General features: G+C 71.6%; 9 protein-coding genes and 1 pseudogene (1 of these 10 only partly in view). 2 read left to right on the forward strand and 8 right to left on the reverse strand.

Translation table 11 applies throughout. From position 1 onward, the window contains the following. Window positions 1–6,360: the start of a preprotein translocase subunit SecA gene (locus tag MMF94_RS32810; protein ID WP_241041319.1), read on the reverse strand. Its footprint begins 24,849 nt before the window's first position; only the first 6,360 of its 31,209 coding nucleotides appear in the window; its start codon is at window positions 6,358–6,360; its stop codon lies beyond the left edge, outside the window. Between the two features lie 687 nt (window positions 6,361–7,047). On the opposite strand from MMF94_RS32810, the gene MMF94_RS32815 reads away from it, so the two are divergent. Then, window positions 7,048–9,084 (forward strand): hypothetical protein, encoded by a 2,037-nt coding sequence (locus tag MMF94_RS32815; protein ID WP_241041320.1) that lies wholly within the window; start codon window positions 7,048–7,050, stop codon window positions 9,082–9,084. A 13-nt stretch (window positions 9,085–9,097) separates the two neighbouring features. Here MMF94_RS32815 and MMF94_RS32820 read toward each other — a convergent pair whose 3' ends face one another. After that, window positions 9,098–10,249, reverse strand: coding sequence for a MinD/ParA family ATP-binding protein (locus MMF94_RS32820; protein WP_241041321.1), 1,152 nt, complete (start codon window positions 10,247–10,249; stop codon window positions 9,098–9,100). Window positions 10,250–10,806: 557 nt separating this feature from the next. Between MMF94_RS32820 and MMF94_RS32825 the strand changes: the two genes are divergently transcribed. Further along, entirely contained in the window at window positions 10,807–13,119 is a 2,313-nt protein-coding gene (locus MMF94_RS32825) for a hypothetical protein (protein ID WP_241041322.1), read from the forward strand. Window positions 13,120–13,288: 169 nt separating this feature from the next. On the opposite strand, the gene MMF94_RS32830 is transcribed toward MMF94_RS32825, so the two are convergent. From MMF94_RS32830 to MMF94_RS32855, 6 genes and pseudogenes are all read right to left on the reverse strand, one after another. Then, the gene (locus MMF94_RS32830) at window positions 13,289–14,377 is read right to left on the reverse strand and encodes a MinD/ParA family ATP-binding protein (RefSeq protein ID WP_241041323.1); all 1,089 of its coding nucleotides are present in this window, start codon (window positions 14,375–14,377) and stop codon (window positions 13,289–13,291) included. Between the two features lie 154 nt (window positions 14,378–14,531). Then, the gene (locus tag MMF94_RS32835) at window positions 14,532–15,665 is read right to left on the reverse strand and encodes a MinD/ParA family ATP-binding protein (RefSeq protein ID WP_241041324.1); all 1,134 of its coding nucleotides are present in this window, start codon (window positions 15,663–15,665) and stop codon (window positions 14,532–14,534) included. 81 nt (window positions 15,666–15,746) lie between these two features. Continuing rightward, window positions 15,747–16,493 (reverse strand): DivIVA domain-containing protein, encoded by a 747-nt coding sequence (locus MMF94_RS32840; RefSeq protein ID WP_379660415.1) that lies wholly within the window; start codon window positions 16,491–16,493, stop codon window positions 15,747–15,749. Between the two features lie 76 nt (window positions 16,494–16,569). Continuing rightward, window positions 16,570–17,052, reverse strand: coding sequence for a pantetheine-phosphate adenylyltransferase (gene coaD / locus MMF94_RS32845; protein ID WP_241041326.1), 483 nt, complete (start codon window positions 17,050–17,052; stop codon window positions 16,570–16,572). 24 nt (window positions 17,053–17,076) lie between these two features. Beyond that, a pseudogene (rsmD, locus tag MMF94_RS32850) lies at window positions 17,077–17,631 on the reverse strand (16S rRNA (guanine(966)-N(2))-methyltransferase RsmD); the annotation flags it as partial. Window positions 17,632–17,644: 13 nt separating this feature from the next. After that, window positions 17,645–21,022, reverse strand: a complete 3,378-nt coding sequence (locus MMF94_RS32855) for a pyruvate carboxylase (RefSeq protein ID WP_241041328.1) — start codon at window positions 21,020–21,022, stop codon at window positions 17,645–17,647. Window positions 21,023–21,078 lie beyond the last annotated feature (56 nt).

Here is a 21,078-nt window from a genome sequence, read left to right on the forward strand (position 1 = left end):
GTGGGCCCGGTAGGAGTAGCGGCAACCGGAGCCCGCGCTGCCCTGGCAGGCCGCAGCGGCCATGGCGAACTCATCGCTGGTCTGAGCCGCCGCGCTGGTGGCGCACCAGCCGCTGCCGGCGCCGCCGGCGGACCCGCAACCGGCGTCGGCGCTGGCCTGGTGGCCGCCGGTGCTGCTCTGCGCGCTGGACCGGGCGGCGATGCGATGGGTGCACGCCGACCCCTCGGTGCCGGCGCAGCTCGCGGACACCTCGGCGCCGGTCTCGGTCGCCCCGACCCGGCTGGAGCTGCCGCACATGCCGTTCGGGCCTGCGGTGCAGTCGGTGCGGCTGGATGCGGTGTGAACGGCGTTCCCACCTGCGTAGCGGGCGTTGCCCTGGGTGTGGGTGGTGCAGCCGGTCCCGGCGCAACTGGCGGTGACCTCGGCGACGTCGCGGGCGGCGAACCCGCCGGTCGCGGACTGGCAGGCACCTGCCGTCGCGCAGGACCCCGTGGCCAGGGCTCGCACGTTCATCGCGCCGACCGCCTCGGTGCGCGACGAGGTGCTGGTGGCGCAGCCCGTCGCGGTGCCGTTGTCGCAGGTGGCGCCGACCGAGGCGCTGGTCGTGGCGAACCGGGCGGCCGGGTCGCGATCCGTGCCGACCGTCGCCGACGTGCCGGCGGAGATCTGAGCCTGGCAGGCGGTGGTGCCGTCGCACCCGGTCTCGCCGTCGGCGCTGCTGCGGCTCTGGCGGCCCTGGGGGCCGGCGCTCACGTCCGCGGTGCCGGTCATCCGGCCGGTGCATCCGGCCTCCGGGCAGGTCAGCATCGAGCTGGTCTGCCCGCTACCCGAGTAACCCGGGTTCGTCTTCCCGCCCTGCGCCACGCCCGCGTTCCGGACCACGCCGGCAGTCGCATCGCTGCTGACCGCGCACCCGCTCGCCGCGGACGTGCACGTCGCCTCCGTACTGGAGACGCCGGGCGAGCCCGAGGTGCGGCCCGTGGTCGTGGCGGTACAGCCCGCGCCTGCGCAGAGCGCGGCCGCGGAGGAATCCGACAACGTCGCCGGGGCGTTCTCGACCGGCTTCGCCGCCAGTTCGGCTGCGTCGACGGCCGCCTTCTGCGCCGCCTCGGCGACCGTGGCCGCGTCGGTGGCTGCCTTCTTCTGCTCGGTGGTCGCGCCGGGCTCGGCCGCGACCTGTGCTGCCAGCTCGGCCTGCCGGCGGGCCTCGGTGGCCTGCTGGCCGGCCTGCTCGGCAGCGCTGTTCTGCTGCTCCGCGACGATGTCGGCCACAACCTGGCCGGACCCCGCACTGGAGCTGGTCTGCGCCTGGCAGGCACTGGGGCCGCCGGCACAGCGTGCAGTCGTGGTGGAGACGCCCTCCGGCGGCCCCCGGGCCCCACCGGCCCCGGCCAGCGTGCTGGGGCCGTCGCTGCCGGAGGCCGAGCTGCCGGCGGTACTGCGGCAGTCCGCGGCGTTGCCGTCGCAGTCCAGTGTGGCCGACGCCATCGTCCAACTGGACGCGCCCTGCACCGTCGGCCCACCGGAGTTCGCCGACGAGCCCGGCGCAGTCGGGGCCGGCGGGGTGGCCGGCTGGTCCTGACCCGGCACCTGGACCGGCTGGTCGTCCGCCGGAGCCTGCTCGTCAGCGGATCCCGTGGTGCCGGAGCTGATCGAGGCGTTCGAGGTCGAGCGTGCCTGCACCAGCGGAGCGATGACGTTCGCGTCCGGACCCGACGACGCTCCCGAGTTGGTCACCGCCTGGCAGACGCCACCCGACACACCCTCACAGGAACCCTCGCTGTACGAGCCGCGTGGGTCGGGCGACACCGACGGGTCCGTGGCGGTCGCAGCGCTCGACACGCGACCTGTGCAGGCCTCCTGTCCCTCACAGGACAGGGCGGCCCCGGCCGCGGAGGCCGCCGAGGGGCCTGCCGTCAACCGCGCGGTGTTCACCTGCGACCGCTCGGCCGTGACCGGTGCGGCCGCCTCCCGGCTCGTGGGCCCATTGGCCTGCGGCTGCCCGCTCAGGGCGAGCGCAGCGCCCGAGCCCGTCGACGCGTTCGAGACGGACTGCACATCGCAGCCGCCGGTCCCCGCCGTGCAGCTCGCCGTGCCGGTCGACGTCCGCGGCTTCCCGCCCGCGACCGCGCCGTCCCACGCGCTCGAACCGGTGTGGACCGTGCCCGAGCAATTCACACCCGACGGGCAGACGAGGCTCGCGCTCGACGAGGACGTGGACGTGGGTCCGCTGGTCGGCTGACCCGCCACCGGGCGCCCGGTCGCGGGGTCGACCACCACGAAGTCGGGGGCCGACGAACCGGACGAGCTGGTCTGCGCGTCGCAGCCGCCACCCGTGACGATGCAGTCCGCACTCGCCGACGATCCGCGGGAGTGGGGCGACACCGCAGTGTCCCGCGCACTCGTCGACGAGCTCGCGGTTCCCCCGCAGTCACCCGCACCGCCGGAGCACTGAACGGAGGCGCCCGCGTTCGAGACGCTCACCGGACCCGTCACCGCACCCGCGGCGCCGACCCCGGCAGCGGGCGCCCGGTCGCTCACGGTGGTGTCCGACTGCGCCGAGCACCCTGCGCCGGCGCCGCGTGCGGTGCAGTTCGACGAGCCCGTGCTGTCGCGCAGCCCGGTGACGTCCCCCGACGCCGAACCGGACGTCGTGCTCGCGGCCGCGCCCCGGCAGTCCGCACCGGCGCACTCGACCTGCGCACCGGCCCGGCTCGATGCACTCAGCTCCCGAGCCGCCGGCGCAACGGCGCCGACCGTGTCGAACCCCGTCCTGGCGGAGCCCGGGGCTGCGCCGTCACTCACATCCGAGACGGACTCGGCGCTGCACGCACCGGCGGACGCCTCGCACGTCGACGAGCCCTTCGTCTCCCGCACCGGCGCTGCGCCACCCGCGGTCGCGACCGCGCCGGTGACGCGCCCCGTCGTCGCCGTGGTGCCCTTGCCGGAGCACGCCGTGGAGTCCCCGCAGTCCACCCGCGTGCCCGACGAGCTGGATGCCGTGGCCACGCCATCGGTCAGCACCGCCGGCCGCACAGCGCCGTCGGCGTCCGAGCCGACCCATCGGTCGTCATACTCCTCGATCGGGTTGTCGATCTCGGTGCTGCTGTTCGCCCCGCACGCCCCACCGGAGACATCGCAGCCGGCCGACCCGGTGCTCGTGCGCGCCGCACCGTCGCGCAGCCCACTCGCCGTCCCGCCGGTCCTGCTCGCGCCCGTACCGGTGCACCCGGCAGCGCCGTCGCAGTCCACGTCGGCGGTGGCCGCGCTGCTCCCGCTGACGTCGGCGGTGCCGTCGGCGCGCGACTCGCTGTGCGTGCGGCAACCCCCGCCGGTGGCGGTGCAGTTCGCGGAGGCGTTCGTGGCGGCCTCCGGCGTGCCGGTCGGCACCGGATCCGCGGCCGCACCCGCAGCCGCGCTCGCGTCACGAGGCCCGGCCTTGCGTCCGGCGTCCGTGCTGCTGGTCGAACGGCCTGTGCAGGCGGCATCGCAGGTGACCTCGGCACCCGCCACGACCGCGTCACCACCCGAGCGCGCTCCCCGGTGCCCGACGTCCGCGCCGTCCCCGAGGTCCACCGTGCTCGACGTGCCGCAGCCACTCGCCGACTCGCAGTGCGCCGACCCGCTCCCCTGACCCCGCGACTCACCGCCGGTGGCAACCGGCTCGGTGCTGACGGCCCGATTCGCACCGGCCCCCCGCCCAGCGGTGGCCGGCTGCGCCTCGTCCCGATCGGACCGGGACCCGGTGCTGCTGCTGTCACACACGCCGCCGTCGGTGCGGCACTGCGCTTGCGCGCCGGAGGAGTACGCGTAACCGGTCACGTCGCACCGGCCGGTGCACGACGCCGAGGCCGACGTCTTCCGCTCCGCTCCACCCACGGACTGAGCGTCCATGCCGCTGGGACCCGACGACTCGCTGCGGCACGACCCACCACCCGTGGCGCACGCAGACTCTCCGCCTGCCGAGCTCGCCCGGCTGCTCAGGCCACACCCGCTCGCATCCCCCGAGCACCTCGCCGACGCCGTGGCCACCTCACCGTCGGCATCGCGATGGGAAACGCTGCTACCACAACCCTGATCGGCACCGGACAACGTGCACGACGCCGAGCCCTTCGACTCCCCCGACGAGGTCTGCACCCCACACCCGGACGACACCCCGGCCAACGCCACACACCGGTCGGAGTCCTTCTGCCCGTCCGCGCCCCGGCTCACCGAACCGCACGCAACGAACACCCCGCTCGACCCGCACCCGGCCGCCGACCCCTCACCACGACTCCGGGACGGAACCGCATCCGACACCTCGTTGTCGGTGGCGGCCATCAACTCATCGGTGGCCTCGTACACCTCATCGCGCTGCGCCTCGACCTTCGCGACGTTCTGCGCGTGCGCCTTCTTCGTGACCGTGCCCGCGGCGACCTTCTTCTCCTCCGCCGCCAGCTGCTTCTCCCGCGCGGTCAACTCGCGGTGGCCGTCCACGACCTCATCGACCAGCTCAGCCCGCTCCGGCGACAGCTCCGCGCGATCCGCCGCGACCTGCTTCGCCAACTGCTGGTGCTTCTTCTCGTCCTTCGCATACGCGGCCTTGGTCACCTCACCCGAAGCGACCTTCTTCTTCTCCGCCGCCAACGCCGCCTTGCTCTGATCAACCTTGATCCGGCCCTCGAGCACCCGCTCGGTCCGCTCCGCGGAATCGTCGTACTCCTGCCACTGCCCGAACCGGCCCGTCGAATACCGGTCGCCGGCCTCGTCCGAGGGAGGACCACGAGACCCCGTCGCCGACAACGTCCGCGACCGCAACGACGCCGCCTCCGCGAGCGCGCCCTCCCGAACCGCCTGGATTGCACGCGCGGCCCGGACGGCGACCGCCTCATCCGCCGCTGCGCCGGCCTTCTTCTTACCGGCCTTCTCCGCTGTCTTCAGAGCGGCCTTTCCGTCGGCCTGGTCGAGCGCCTTCTCGGCAATCTTCACGAGAGCAGCGGTACGACCCGCCTTGTCAGCGGCGGCGCCGGGCACCGTCCCCGCGGTCTCGGCCAGGGCTTTGCGAACCGCAGGTGACGCCTTGTCGAGAGCGGCGCGGACGGCCTTCTCGTCGGCAACACCGGATTCCTTGCCGGCAATCTTCGCGAGGTCCTTCGTGGCGGCACGTGCCTTGTCGGCGGCAGTAACGGGGGTCTTCTCGGTGGCCTTCTTCCCGACGGCCTTCGTGCCGGCGACCGTTGCCAATGCCGCGTCGAGCTCGGCGCCGGCCGTCCTCGTGGCCTGCTTCGCGGCAACGCCCGTGACGGCGGCGCGCACCTTGTCCGCGATCTTCCGCGTTTCTGCCGCGCCGAGCTTCGTCGCGCGCTGCTCGCCTGCCTTTTCGCCGAGCGTTGTCAGCGCCTGGCGGGCGATCCGCATGCCGGCCGAATCACCGGTGGTCGCGCGCGCCTTTGCTGCGGCGGAATCCTTGCCGGCCGCGGTGGTCTTCTTCAGCTTCTCGCGAGTCGCGACAACTGTGGTGTCCCGCCGATCGCTCACGTTCTGCGCCTCGGTGTTCTTCCCACCGGGCGTCGCTCCCGAGCGCGCGGAGGTCTTCTTCTTCGATTCGGCCTTCTCGGAGTCGGCCTTCTTCGCGGCAGACGTCGTCCGCTTCGCGGGCTCGCCCGACTTCTCGTCATACGACGGGGCGCTCATCGTCGCCGCGGCCGGCCGGCTGCCGCCCGTGGCACTCGGCTTCTCCGACTTGTCGCTGCGCTTCCCCGACTCGCGCTTCGCAGCCGCCTTCTTATCAGCCGACGTCTTCTTCTCCGACGCCGCCTTCTTCTCGGAGGCCTTCTCCGACGCCGCCTTGTTCGCCGACGCCTTGCTCCCGGACGCTACCTTCTCGGTCGTCTTCTTCTCCGAGCTCGCCTTCTCGGAGGTGGCCTTCTTCTCGCTCGCCGCCTTGGAAGTGGTCTTCTTCTCCGAGGTCTTCGTCTCGGTAACCGCCTTCTTCCCGGCGGTCGTCTTCTTCTCAGTCGTCGCCTTCTTCTCGGTCGCCGACTTGGTGCCGGTCTTCTTCTCGGTGCTCTTCTTCTCGGTGCTCTTCTTCTCCGATGCACCGGAATCCGAGCCACCGCTCTTTCCACCTGCGGGCCTGCTGCTACCTCCCTTCAGCACGCCCTGCCCCGCAACCACCGGGACCGCCACCGCAGCCGACGCGGGCGAGGCAGCCAGGAAGGCCGCCCCCACCCACAGCACGACGACAGCGCCCGCCAGCCCGAGGACCCAACGCATCACCCACAGCAACCGCTCCAGCGGCGACAGTCGCAGCCGCACGACGGCGTCCGAGCGCACGGCGAGGCCAGCAGCCTCACCATCGCGCACAGACACCGGACTCATGACGGAAGCTCCAGACGACTCGCCGGACGAATCGGGACAAGGTGACAGAACCGAGTGGCAGTCACGGACACGGCCCGCGGACCACCACGGAGACATGCAGGGACATGCAGAACGACGGGCTCCGCACGTCGCGCCTGAGGCAGCGACCCACAACCGGACGGTCGAACTCACGCCCAGCAGCCCTTGCGACCCCGCCACCCGGCCCGTTGCGTTACGTCAGCAACCAGCGAGGACAGCGCCACAGCCCCGACCTTGACGATCAAGGCGAACATCAGGTTAACAGAAACCCTCCGAAGTTGACCAGATCGATGACGGGAGTTCATCTCCGGCGGGGGTGGCAACACCTCGTCGACGGCTACGCAGGGTGACGCTCACGCCTGGTTCCGCGAGCCGGCTCGGCGAGCCTCCGGACTACCGCGTCCGTGCGGCAGGCGGCCCAGGGCGCCTCGGACGAGCTGAGCACAACAACAGGTGCTCGATCCGCCCGACAGTCCCCCGCGAACGGCGGACTTCGGAGCCGGGATCGGCGCCCCGGGACAACGCCGATCCGGCGGAACGACAATTGTTCCGGAGCCACGCAGGGCAGTCGGCGGCCCGCGCATCCACCGATCCGTGGGACACCTCATCAGGGTCTGTCGGGCTGTTCCGTCCTTTGAAATATTGCCGTGGCCAGCCCTGGGAGGCCCGATGACCAGCACCACGACAGTGTCCGGACCGGTCGACGATGTGGGCACGAGCGCCCAGAACTGGTCGATGGTCAGTGATGTCACCGCGCAGAATCGTGCATGGACCGGAGCCGTTCCCGCACTCATTCGGTTCCACGGGGTGCTCTACCTCTTCTATCGGGGTACGTCCGACCGCGGAACGGTGTACTACTGCACCTCGCGTGATGGGTCCCGGTGGTCGGCGCGGATCAGGATGATCGAGCGGCCCGGTGAAGCGCAGGCTGCCGCCGAGGTGGTGCCGATCGTCTTCCAGGACGCGTTGTACGTGTTCTTCCGCGACAAGACCGATCCCGGCATGATCAAGGTCTGTCACACCGTGGACGGGCACGAATGGTCACCGCTCTCCACGATCACCACGCAGGCCGCGCGCAGTTCGAGCAGACCCGTCCCGATGGAGCACGGCGGCTCGCTGTACGTCTTCTACCGCGGCGACAGCGCCACGAGAGGGCTGCGAATCTGTGTGAGCAGCACCGGCTCGGCCTGGACCGCCCCCGTGGATCTCGAACACATGACCGGAACGATGGCGGACGCGCCGGTTCCGGTGGTGCACGGCGATCGCCTTGTGGTGGCATTCCGCCCCGGCCAGTCTCCCGCCACCCTGCTCACTCTCGTCAGCGACAACAGTGCCGGATGGCGTTACGGCGGGACGATCACCAGCGCGTCCTTCGACACCGCCTCGAATCCCGCGCTGATCAGCTACCGGGGAATGCTCTATGCGTTCTACACCGATCACGTGGACGAGGGCGCGTTGCTGGTGGCCCAGAGCCTCGACGGGCTCGCCTGGTACGGGTGGAGATCGATCAACGGCCACAACCGCAGCCGCGAGACGCCGGTACCCGCTGTGCACGACGACGGGCTGTTCCTGTTCTTCCGGGACGAATCGGACCCGACCCTGATCAACGTCTGCACGAAGAACGACAACGACAGTTGGAACAGGTACACGTCGATCTCCGCGCGTAACCACGCCGCCGCCGACGGCGCGCTGCAGGTGGTTTCCGACGAGTTCGGCATCGATGTCGGTTTCCGCTCCACGGACCACGACGGCACCGGTCTCGCCACATTCCATGCCACCACGCCCGAGTGGTGGTCCCCCCGGCTCATCGACGTGCCCGCCGCCGTGGCCGCGGTGTCCCCGACCGGTGTCTTCAAACACTGCGTCGTAGGTGACGTCACCCAGAACACCTACGACCGCATCCGGGCGATCCTGCCCTACCGCGACTGGTTCCTGCTGCCGCGCCACCGCGCGCTCGAGGCCCGCGGCCAGATGGACATCGCCGACCGCGACCGTGACCGGGAGGCCCGGGCCGTCACCCTGCCCGAGGACGGGCTGAACCATCCGGGCGGCGGTCAGGTGATCGGCGACTACCTCGCCCTGTCACTCGAGGGCACAGGCGGGCGCCACGGTTGCGTCCGCTTCTACGATCTCTCCGCCCTGACCGACACCACGGAGCCGGCTCTGCTGGACCTGCGGGTCGACGTCGGACGGGCCGTGAACGCCGTAGGCATCACCGACGTCGGGTCGGGGGCGAACCGGCACTACGTGATCGCCGTGTACGGCGAGGGCGAGGTGTCGGTGTACGAGTCGAACCCGCTGCCGCTCGCCGACCCGCGGTGCCGCTTCACGTTCCGCTTCTCCTGCCGGACGACCGGACAACCGGCACCCGATCACATCTCCCTGCTCACCGACATCCACGGCGACGTGTGGTTGCTCGGCCTCGGCTCGCACGAGTCGGCGGGGCCCACGGACTCGTCGCCGATCCGCTTCGAGGACTGGGTGACGCTCTACAAGCTCGATCTGGCGGGCCGGCACATGGCGCTCTGGAGCAGGGAGCTGGTGCGCGTGCAGGCACCCGAGCGTTTCCTGATCCACTTCCGGTTCGGCGCGGGCCTGGAAGTGAACGACCCCGGTTCGGTGCGCCTGTTCGCCTCCGATCGCAACGTCGACAGCGCGAACCGGAACTGGCGGTTGGCCTACAACGAGTTCGGGCCGCGCGTCTGACGGTTGCCGCTGGTCACCGTGATCGGGGATCGGCTGCCACAGGATCGGCAGGCGCGGGCTCGCGGGGATTCGCGGTGCCGAAGTCGTCGGCCACGAGTGCGGTGAGCTCGAGAACAGCGTCGACGGTGCTGCGACGTAGTGCATCCATGTCGATCCGGCCGCCGGTGGCGAGATGCGGGTCGTGGGGCAGATCGATCACGGCCCGGCAGCGCGCCGCGAAGTGCGCGCGCAGCCGGGTGGTGTCCACCTCCTTGCTCGTGCGGTCGCCGGCGAGCGCCACGACGGCGTTGCCGACGAGGTCGCGGTGGCCGTGCGCCACCAGCCAGTCGAGCGTCTTGCTGGCCCGGCTGGCGCTGTCGAGCGTGAGCGCGCCCACCACCACCAGGGTGTCGGTCCGCGCGAGGATCCCGTCCATCGCCGAGTGCAGGATGCCGGTGCCGGAGTCGGTGACGACGATGTTGTAGAAGCGCCGGAGCACGCGGCACACCTGCTCGTACTCCGCGCGGTTGAAGGCCTCGCTCCGGGCGGGATCCTGCTCCGAGGCCAGCACCTGCAGCCGGCCCGCGAGACTCGTGAACCGGGCGACGTCCGGAAGCGCCCGCACGCCGTCGATGTGCTCGATCAGCTCGCGCACCGTGACGCCGGGCTCGCCGGTCAGGCGGTCGGCGAGCGTTCCCGCGTCGGGATCGGCATCGAGCGCGACGACGCGGTCGCCTCGGTGCTCGGCGAGCGTCAGACCGAGCAGGGCCGCGACCGTCGTCTTGCCCACCCCACCCTTGATGGAGGAGACCGCGATCTGGTGCGGCCCGTCCAGTGGCCGGCGGATGCGCAGCGTCAGGCCCTGCCGGTGGCGTTCGGCAGGGCCGGCGCCAGGATTGATCACCCCGCCGCTGAGGGTGTGAACCGCCCGCCTCCAGCCTGCGGTGGGTGGGTCGGAGCGGCGCCGGACGATCGTGTCGTCCGTCAGTTGCGCCGCGCTCCCAGCGGTGCGCTCGTCCGCAGCCGGACCCTCTCCCGGACCGCTCGGGGTGCGGGCGGGCTCGACCACCGGCTCCTCGGACGATGACGGCTCGTTCCCGGCCTCGGTGTGTGGCAACGGCTCCGGATCGGCCGGCACGTCCGGCGCATGATCGGTGTCCGATGACACGAAGGCTCGCTTGGGCATGTTCCCCCCACCTGCACGGCGACGGCCGATGCTGGAACCGGACAGTCGGCCGGATGCTACGAGATCGAGAGATCCCGCATGATCACCGCCGACGGGATCCTACGCACGTTCGCTCAGCAGACGGTGATCACCGGGAGAACCATCCGTACACCCTCGTACGTTCAGAAATCGCAATATATCCGGGGATCATGGCCCAATCCGGGCATATCATGATCATGTGGATGGTCGGCGCGTAACGCCGAAGGGCGATCGCGGCGATGAGTGATCGGTTGCGGTTCGGGCTCGCCGGTCATTGCGCGCTCACCCCGGCACACCGACGACGGCACGGCCGTCGCGGCATCGTGCTGGCATCGGCGTGGCAATACCGTCGGCCACACTCGCGATCATGGGGCGTCGTGTGCTGGGAGGGCCACAGCGAGGCCTGCGTGTGCAGTGGTGGAGATGCAAGGGGGCAGGCGCGCTTGCGGGTTGTGCCCGGAAGTGTTCCGGCCGCCGGCTGGGCGACACGGTGAGACGCGTGAGCATCGCGCAGGCGTGAACTCGCCAGGGGGGACGACATGACCGAGGAGCCGACCGCCTGCGCCCTACCCGGGTGCAGCGCCACGATCGAACAGCCGCAGGACGGCGGGCCGCCCCGGCGCTACTGCTCGCCCGCCCACCGGGCGGCCGCACGCAAGCAACGCCACGTGGCCGCCCAGACCGAGGCCGAGGAAGCAGGCCCGGCAGCACCCGCGGCCCTGACCGTCCCTACGGCACCGGCAGAGTCGACCGAGCCGGCAGCGGCCGAGCCTCTTCCACCGAGTCGCCCCTCCGCGAAGCCGTGGAGCGCTGCCGCCAGCTGGCTGATCACACCGACGCCGGCGCCACCGCCACGACCCGTCCGCCCGGCGGGGGAGAACCGCGGCACCGCGCGGAGCGCCGGTGAGCGCAAGCGCGCCGCCGTGCTGCTACGTCAGCGAGCAGTCGCGAGCATCGCGGTCGCGAGCCTGATCGCCGGAGGCGGCGGGTACCTGCTGACGCAGACGCCGGTTCCGGTCGCCCCACCGCCGCCTCCGCCCGCCGCACCCCAGCCCTCGGCGGACCCTGCGCAGTGGGCAGCCAGGGCAGAGATCGTTCTCGCCTCGATCAACAAGCAGCTCGACACGGTCGCGGTCACCGAGGCGAGCTGGAACCGGCTCCCCGAGGCTCAGCGCGCCGGACAACCGGCCGCACTCCAAGCCCTCCAGGAGCGCAAGGCGCTGCTGGAGCAGCAGCGCGCCACACTGCAGTCGCAGATCAGCGCGTTCCGCTCCCTGCCGGACGTCACCACCGACCTCACCACCGCCCAGGCGCAGCTCGACGCCGTGGAACGGGCGCTCCGCACGGCCCCACCGGAACCGGCCAGCCCCGACCAGGCCGAGACCATCCGCACCCTCGCGGCCCAACGCGACGTGCATCGCCAGCAGCGCGACTACAACTCCCAGGAGCTCGAGGTCCTGCGCCACGGCGTCGACGAGGCGGTCTCCGCACCACTCCCGGACGCGAGCGACCACACCACGTCGATTGCGCAGCAGGTCATCGCGCTGATCGAGAAGCGGCCCGACCCGAAGCCGCGGGCGCAGAAACCGCAGCAGGAGCTGGCGATCGCTCCCCGCCGGGAGAGCACACGCGAGGAGCGGAACACCGTGAGCTCCACGGCCCCGCCCGACCCGTCCCGGCCGAAGGCCGACGGACGCTCCACCACCGACCTGGCCATGGCGTTGCGCGGCAACAACGGTGCCGGCAACGGTGCGCAGGGTGGGGCGACGAACGTCGCAGCGAGCGCGGTCCGCACGGGTGGTGCGGTGCTCCGTACCGCAGGCGACGTCGTGGACACCGCCCGGCAGGTCGTCACCGGCCGGTCCGACTCCGACCGGGAGCCCGGCGCCGACAGGCAGTCCGGCTCCCGCGACCGCAACGAGCAGTCCTCCGAACGCGTACGGCCGGTCAGCAACGTCGTCGACACCGTCACCGGATCACTGCTGGGCCGCTCCGACGAGCGCCGCGGTTCGTCGGAGAGCGGCTCGTCGAACCGGTCCGACTCCGGCAACCGCTCCGACTCCGACCGGAAGCCCAGCACCGACAGGCAGTCCGGCTCCAGCGACCGCAACGAGCAGTCCTCCGAACGCGTCCGGCCGGTCAGCAACGTCGTCGACACAGTGACCGGATCACTGCTCGGCCGCGGCAGCGAGCGGCGCACGTCGTCGGAGAGCGGCTCGTCCAAGGGGTCCACGCCCGCCGGCAAGGCCGAGCGCAGTCAGAGCGGCAACGCCCGCACCCCCACGAGCTCCTCGGCGTCGCGCGGCGATCGGCAGCAGACATCCGCACGGTCGACGGCCGGCAAGCAGCAGCCGAAGGAGAACACGCCGCGCGGCAAGGCGGAGCGCCTCAAGGACCGCGTGGGCACGGCCCTCGGAAATGCAGGACGGGTGCTCGACCCTGGGCAGGCGCGGGGCGGCTCGAAGGAAGGCAAGTCCGGCTCCGAGGGCGCACGCGCCGGGAACGACCGCTCGGCCGCGAAGGGCGAGGGGCGCGGCACGGCCACACGCAACAACGCTGCCGGTGGCAGCAGGTCCGGCTCGTCCACCGACTCCGGCTCCACCGGCCGGGCCACGTCACCGTCCAAGTCCTCGTCCACCTCGAAGAGCGGTGGCAGCACGGCCGGAAGCAAGAAGAGCAGCACGACCACGAGCCCCGGCACCAAGACGGCGCGCAACAAGAAGAGCACCAAGACCGGCCCGAGCAGCGGCAACACCGCGTCGAGGAGCACCAGCGGCGGCAGCAAGAGCGACGCCGGGAAGAGCAGCTCGGGCGGGTCGTCCAAGTCGGGCGGGTCCGGAGCCAAGAAGTAGTCGTCGGCCATGAGCTGATCGACCCGGCGGTGCCGGGACGTGCCGGGTCTCCCTGCGGCACGACCGGCACCGTCGCCATGTCAGCACTGTGGCGAACGACGGCTGCCCGGAGGCTTGCAGCGCCTGCCGCAGCCGGACGGCTCGGGTAGGCGCCGACGAACCGGGCTGCTCAACCGAGGCTCGGCACCTGCTCCGGAGCGACCTCCGCACGCGGGACTCGCGGGCCGAAGCCGTCGGCGAGCAGCGCGGCGAGATGCAGGAAGGCGTCGTGCGTGGCCGGCCGCAGCCGGGCGAGCTCGATACGACCGCCGGTGGCGAGGTGGGGGTCGTGGGGCACCTCGACCACCTCGCGGCAGCGGGCCTCGAAATGGCCCCTGACGCGCTTGAGGTCGACCTCCTTGCTCATGCGGTCGCAGCTCAGCACCACCACGGAGTCGGCCACCTGCGGGCCGTGGCCGTGCGCGATCAGCCAGTCGAGCGTCTTGCTCGCCCGGCTCGCACCGTCGACCGTGGGGGCGCCCACGATCACCAGGCTGTCGGCCAGCGCGAGCGTGCCCTCCATCGCGGAGTGCACGAGGCCGGTGCCCGAGTCGGTGATCACCACGTTGTAGAAGCGGGTGATCACCTCGCAGACCTGCTCGTACTCGGTGCGGTTGAACGCCTCGCTCATCGCGGGGTCCTGTTCGGACGCGAGCACCTGCAGCCGGCCCGCGAGGCTCGTGTACCGAGCGACGTCGGTGAGCGAGTGGGTGGCGGCGATGTTGTCGAGCAAGCTGCGGACCGTCACCGCGGTCTCGGTCGTCAGCCGATCGGCCAGCGTGCCGGCGTCGGGGTTCGCGTCGAGCGCGATCACCCGGTCGCCGCGGTTCTCGGCGAGCACGAGCCCGAGGCACGCCGACACCGTGGTCTTGCCGACCCCGCCCTTCAGTGAGCTGACAGCGATCTGGTGCGAGCCGGGAAGCGGACGCCGGATCCGGCGCAGCTGGTCCTGGCGCCGGCGTTCGGCGGCCCCGACGCCCGGGTTCACGAGCCCTCCGGTGATCGTGTAGAGCGCAGCGCGCCACCCGTGCTGCGGGCGGTCGCTGCGGAAACGCACGATCGAGTCCTCGGTGAGCTCGGCGGCGCTGCCTGCGTCGGGCCGGGAGCGGTTGGGCCGGTCGGCCGCCGGCTCCGGCCCCACCGGGGCGCTCACCGGCTCGGGGTCGTCGGACGACGCCTCCGGCCGATCGCCTGCGACCGTCTCGTTCGGCTGTGTCATGCCCGCTCCGCCCCCGGATGCGCGCCTGTGGCGGCGCTCCGATCGCCGTGTGCGGCAGCCGCCGCGATGGTGCTCTCCCGGCTGCTCACCGCCACCATTCCCCCGTGATCACGGGCCCGCGCCCGAAACGCGGGCAGGGTACCGCTCCAGATGATCACTGCGGGCCGGCGGTGGCGTCCGGCGATGTCACGAACCGGTCGGCCATGAGCGCGGCCAGGCGGTAGGCCGCGTGCCGTGTGGAGGGGCGCAGCCGGGCCAGCTCGACCCGGCCGCCCGTGGCGAGGTGTGGGTCGTGCGGAAGCTCGACGACGGCCCGGCAACGGGTCGTGAAGTGCTCGCTGATGCGGGCGCGGTCGACCTCGGCGCTGACCCGGTCGCACGACAGCACCACCACGGCCTCGGACGCCAGCTCGGCGTGGCCGTGCGCGTGCAGCCAGTCGAGGGTCTTACTCGCGCGGCCCGCCCCGTCCACCGTGGGCGCGCCGACGACGATGATGCTGTCGGCGAGCTTGAGGGTGCCCTCCATCGCGGAGTGCACGAGCCCGGTGCCCGAGTCGGTGATGATGATGTTGAAGAAGCGGTCGAGCAGCTCGCAGATCGCCTCGTACTCCTCGCGGTTGAACGCGTCGCTCGATGCGGGGTCCTGCTCCGAGGCGAGCACCTGTAGTCGGCCGGCAAGGCTCGTGTAGCGCGACACCTCGGTCCAGGAGTGGATGCGGGCGATGTCACGCAGCAACTCCCGGACCGTCACCGACGACTCGCCGGTGAGGCGGTCGGCCAACGTGCCGGCATCGGGGTTCGCGTCGAGCACGATCACCCGGTCGCCCCGGTTCTCCGCCATGACGAGGCCGAGCAGCGTGGCGACCGTGGTCTTCCCGACGCCACCCTTGATCGACGTCACCGCGATGCGGTGCGACTGCAGCAGCGGATGGCGGATGCGGTGCAACTGGTCGCGCCACTGCACCTCGGCAGGGCTCGGGCCGGGGTTCACCAGGCCGCCGGTGGCCCGCAGCACCGCACGGCGCCAACCGGAAGCGGGCTCGTCGGGCCGGGCCCGCAGGATCGTCTCGGAGCTCAGCTCCCCTGCCGTGCCCGGTGTGCCGTCCTGCTGCTGCGAGGTGATCGGGGACCGATCTCCTGTCGAGCCCACTGCACCCACGTGTTCTCCCGGCCCTTCCGGACCTGCGTGCCGCCGGTCGGTCGTCGTGGCCCCCGGACGGGGTTCCAGCCGGTACCCGTACCGCTCCCACCACACGGACGGGTCGGGTTCGACGGGGCGGCTCGCCACCCGCAGAGGGTAACGCGGTGACGATCACCGTCCAGCCGAAAGTGACCGAGTGGTGATCCGTTCGGCCGTATCCGCTGTGGGCTATTCGATGAGGTCCATGCCGGTGCCCGAGCGGCCGTTCGACAGTCCCGTCGGAGCGCCGCTCGGGGGGCCGCCGCGCCACATCTGGGTGCGGCCGCGGGAGACCGTACGCAAGGCCTTGGTAAGGGTGTCCTCGAACTCCGCGAGCTTTGCGTCGACGTAGCCGTCGCACTCCTGGCGCAGCCGATCCACCTCGCTGTCGGCCTCGTCGACGATCCGGGCCGCCTCGGCGTTGGCCGCGCGCACCACCTCGGTCTGCGACACCAGCCGGGCCTGCTCGGCCTGTCCGTCCGCGACGTAACGGTCATGGGCGGCACGGCCGGCGTGGGCGAGCCGGTCGGCATCGATCTGGGCCCGGTCGGTCAGCTCGGTGTACTGGCGGCGTCCGTCGGTGACGGCCCGCTCGGCGTCGTGCCGGGCCTTCGCGAGGAGCTGTTCGGCCTCCGCGCGCGCCTCGGCGACCATGCGCTCGGCCTCGGACTGCGCCTCGGCGAGCATCTCCTCGGCGTCGGTCTGCGCGGTCGACCGCGTCTGCTCGGCCTCCTGCGCCGCGTCGTCCACCAGCTCGTCACGGCGGTCGAGCACATCCTGGGCGTCGTCCAGTTCACCGGGTAACGCCTCGCGGACGTCGTCGAGCAGCTCGAGCACGTCACCACGAGGTACGACGCAGTTCGAGGTCATCGGGACACCCCGAGCCTCCTCGACCAGCGTGACCAGCGCGTCGAGCGATTCGAAGACCCGGTACACGCTGGGCATCCTCTCACCGCGGCAGCCCGTGCCGCGTCATTCCGAGCACCCGCGTGTCAAGTTCCGAACGGGTGACTCAAGCTCGTTCGGCGATCCGTTCGAGCAGGTGGCGGTGCACCGACTCCGGCAGAAGGTGCGCGACGTCGCCACCGTACGTCGCCACTTCCTTGACGAGCGAGCTGGACACGAAGCTGTAGTCGGGGCTCGTGGACATGAAGAGCGTGTCCACGCCGGACAGGCGCTTGTTCATCTGCGCCATCTGCAGCTCGTAGTCGAAGTCGGTGACCACACGCAGGCCCTTGACGATGGCCTGGATGTCGTTCTCCTTGCAGTAGTCCACCAGCAGACCGTGGAACGAGGCGACACGGACGTTCGGGTACGGGGCGACGATCTCGCGGAGCAACGCCATCCGCTCGTCGACGGTGAACAGGCTCTTCTTGTTCTTGTTGATCAGCACGGCGACGACGACCTCGTCGAACAGGGCAGCTGTCCGGCCGATCACATCGAGATGCCCGTTCGTCGGGGGATCGAACGAACCGGGGCACACGGCACGCGTCATCTCGGCATCCTCACAATGCGGACGCTACCGGAGGCCGACGTGCAGTGCCGTCTCTCCGTAATGGCGCTCACGAACACCGCGCAGCGGCTCGGGCCACGGGAACGAACCCGAGCGCGCCGAGCGCTCCACCACCACGGTGGCCTCCTCCGCCAGCCAGCCGTGCGCAGCGGCCGCTGCGAGCCAGCCCGCGACCTCGCTGTCCGGGACGTCGTAGGGCGGATCGACGAGGACGACGTCGTAGGCGCGATCGGCGGTCGTGGCCAGGACCGACGCCGCCGACGCCGCGCGCACCACCGCACCCGGGAGCCCGAGGGCGTCGATGTTGCGGCGCAGCACGGTGGCCGCGCGCCGGTCCGACTCGACGAACAGCGCGTGCGCCGCACCGCGCGAGAGCGCCTCGAGCCCGAGGGCACCCGACCCGGCGCACAGGTCGAGCACGGCCGCGCCGTCGAGTCCCGGGTCGTTCTCCAGCGCGCTGAACAGCGCTTCGCGAACCCGGTCCGACGTGGGGCGGGTGCCCTTGGCCGGCACCGCGAGGCGGCGCCCTCCGGCGACTCCGGCGATCACCCGTGTCATGCGGCTCCGCCGTGCCTCACGACAGCTCCAGCAGCAGGTCGCCGCCCTCGACCTGCTGGACCTGCCCGATGGCGAGCCGGGCCACCGTGCCCGACCGGTGGGCGGTGATCGACGCCTCCATCTTCATCGCCTCGATGGTGGCCACCGTCTGGCCCGACTCCACGGTGTCGCCCTCGGCCACCGCGAGCGTCACGACGCCGGCGAACGGCGCGGCGACGTGCTGCGGGTTGGAGCGATCGGCCTTCTCCGCCGCCTTGACGGCACTGTCCACCGACAGATCGCGTACCGATACGGGGCGCAGCTGACCGTTGAGGGTGGCCAGCACCGTGCGGATACCGCGCTCGTCGGCCTCGGAGATCGCCTCCAGCTCGATCAGCAGCGTCACGCCGGGCTCCAGCTCTGCCTTGTGCTCGATGTCGGACTCGAGGCCGTAGAGGAAGTCCTTGGTGGACAGCACCGACGTGTCGCCGTAGGCCTCCTGGTGGGCCACGTACTCCTTTGCAGGCGCGGGGAACAGCAGCCGGTTGAGCGTGGCGCGGCGATCGTCGCGCAGCCCGCGGCGGTCCTCGATCGTCAGCTCGGCCGAGTCCGACTCCTCGCTGCGGCCCTCCAGCGCCCGCGAACGGAACGGCTCGGGCCAGCCGCCGGGAGGGTCGCCCAGCTCTCCGCGCAGGAACCCGATGACCGAGTCGGGCACGTCGAACTCGCCCGGGTCGGCCTCGAAGTCCTTCGGCTGCACCCCGGCCCCGACGAGGTGCAGCGCGAGGTCGCCCACCACCTTCGACGAGGGCGTCACCTTGACCAGCCGCCCGAGCATCCGGTCCGCGGCGGCGTAGCAGTCCTCGATCAGCTCGAACCGGTCGCCGAGCCCGAGCGCGATCGCCTGCTGGCGCAGGTTCGACAGCTGCCCGCCGGGGATCTCGTGGTGGTAGACGCGCCCGGTGGGCGACGGCAGCGCGGCCTCGAACGGCGCGTAGACCTTGCGCACGGCCTCCCAGTACGGCTCCAGGTCTCCCACCGCGGTGAGCGAGAGCCCGGTGGGACGGTCGGTGTGGTCGGTGGCCGCCACCAGCGCCGAGAGCGAGGGCTGGCTCGTCGTCCCGGCCATGCTCGCCACAGCCGCGTCCACGGCGTCGACCCCGGCGTCGATCGCCGCCACGAGGGTGGCCAGCTGGCCACCTGCCGTGTCGTGCGTGTGCAGGTGGACGGGCAGGTCGAAACGTTCGCGCAGGGCCGTGACGAGCTTGCGTGCCGCGGGCGGGCGCAGCAGCCCGGCCATGTCCTTGATCGCGAGGATGTGAGCGCCCGCATCGACCGCCTGCTCGGCCAGCCGCAGGTAGTAGTCCAGGGTGTAGAGCCTCTCGTCCGGATCCGAGAGATCGGCCGTGTAACAGAGCGCCACCTCGGCCACGGCGGTGCCGGTGCCTCGGACCGCCTCGATCGCCGGGCGCATCTGCTCCACGTCGTTGAGCGCGTCGAAGATCCGGAAGATGTCCATGCCGGTGCGCGCCGCCTCCTCGACGAAGGCATCGGTCACCTCGACCGGGTAGGGCGTGTAGCCCACGGTGTTGCGGCCCCGCAGCAGCATCTGCGTGCAGATGTTGGGCACCGCCTCGCTGATCGCCGCGAGCCGCTCCCACGGGTCCTCCGCGAGGAACCGCAGCGCCACGTCGTACGTGGCGCCGCCCCAGCACTCCAGGCTGAACATCTCCGGAACGGTCCGCGCCACGTACGGGGCGACCGCCAGGAGGTCGCGGCTGCGCACCCGCGTGGCCAGGAGCGACTGGTGGGCGTCGCGGAAGGTGGTGTCGGTGACGGCGACGTTCTGCTGCGCGCGCAGCCGCTCGGCGAACCGCTGCGGACCCAGCTCTCGCAACAGCTGCCGTGAGCCGTCGGGCGCGGGCGCCTCCAGGTCGCAGAACGGCAGCTTGTCCACCGGCTCGACGACCTTGGGCCGCGGCCCGTTCGGCCGGTTGACCGTGGTCTCGGCGAGATAGGTGAGCAGGCGGGTGCCGCGGTCGGCAGGCTGGCGTGCGGTGAGCAGCTCGGGGCGTTGCTCGATAAAGCTCGTGGTGACGCGCCCCGCCTGGAAGTCCGGATCACTCAGCACCGCGGCGAGGAACGGGATGTTCGTGGAGACGCCCCGGATGCGGAACTCCGCCACCGCCCGCTGCGCTCGGCGTACCGCGATGGGGAACGTGCGACCCCGGCAGGTGAGCTTCACCAGCATCGAGTCGAAGTGGGCGCTGACCTCCGCACCCGTGTGCGTGGTGCCGCCGTCCAGACGCACGCCTGCGCCGCCGGGCGAGCGGTAGGCGCCGATCACGCCCGTGTCGGGACGGAAGCCGTTGGCAGGGTCCTCCGTGGTGATCCGGCACTGCAGCGCCGCGCCGCGCAGGACGATGTTCTCCTGCGCCATGTTCAGCTCGGCGAGTGTCACCCCGGAGGCGATCCGCAGCTGCGCGATCACGAGGTCACGGTCGGTGACCTCCTCGGTGACGGTGTGCTCCACCTGGATGCGCGGGTTCATCTCGATGAAGACGTGGTTGCCGCGCTCGTCGAGCAGGAACTCGACCGTGCCCGCGTTGATGTATCCGATGTGACGGGCGAACGCCACGGCGTCGGCGCAGATCCGGTCGCGCAGCTCCGGGTCGAGGTTGGGCGCAGGCGCGATCTCGATGACCTTCTGGTGGCGCCGCTGCACCGAACAGTCGCGCTCGTAGAGGTGCACGACCTCGCCCGTGGCGTCGGCGAGGATCTGCACCTCGATGTGGCGCGGGTTCACCACCGCCTGCTCCAGGAAGACCGTGGCATCCCCGAACGCCGACTCGGCCTCCCGCATCGCTGCCTCGATGGCCTCGCGCAGCTCGCCGGGCTCCATCACGCGGCGCATCCCGCGGCCGCCGCCACCCGCCACCGCCTTGACGAAGACCGGGAACCCGATCTCCTCGGCCGCCGCGACGAGCGTGTCGACGTCGTCGGAGGGTTCGGACGAATCGAGCACCGCCACCCCTGCCTCGCGGGCGGCGGCGACGGCGCGGGCCTTGTTGCCCGTCAGGTGCAGCACGCTCGGCGGCGGCCCGACGAACGTGATGCCGGCGCGCTCGCACGCCTCGGCGAGATCGGGGTTCTCCGACAGGAAGCCATAGCCCGGGTAGATGGCGTCGGCCCCGGCCCGGCGCGCGGCGTTGATGACCTCGTCCACCGACAGGTAGGCGCGGACCGGATGGCCCGGTTCGCCGATCTGGTACGACTCGTCGGCCTTGGCACGGTGCAGAGAGTTGCGGTCTTCGTACGGGAAGATCGCGACGGTCGAGATGCCGAGCTCATAAGCCGCCCTGAACGCCCGGATCGCGATTTCTCCCCGGTTCGCGACGAGCACCTTGCTGAACACGGCAACGCCTCCCTGCTGATCGGTGGTGCGAAGCCGAACGGTACCTGTGGGCACTC

It is taken from the genome of Pseudonocardia alaniniphila (assembly GCF_022524485.1).
GTDB lineage: Bacteria > Actinomycetota > Actinomycetes > Mycobacteriales > Pseudonocardiaceae > Pseudonocardia > Pseudonocardia alaniniphila.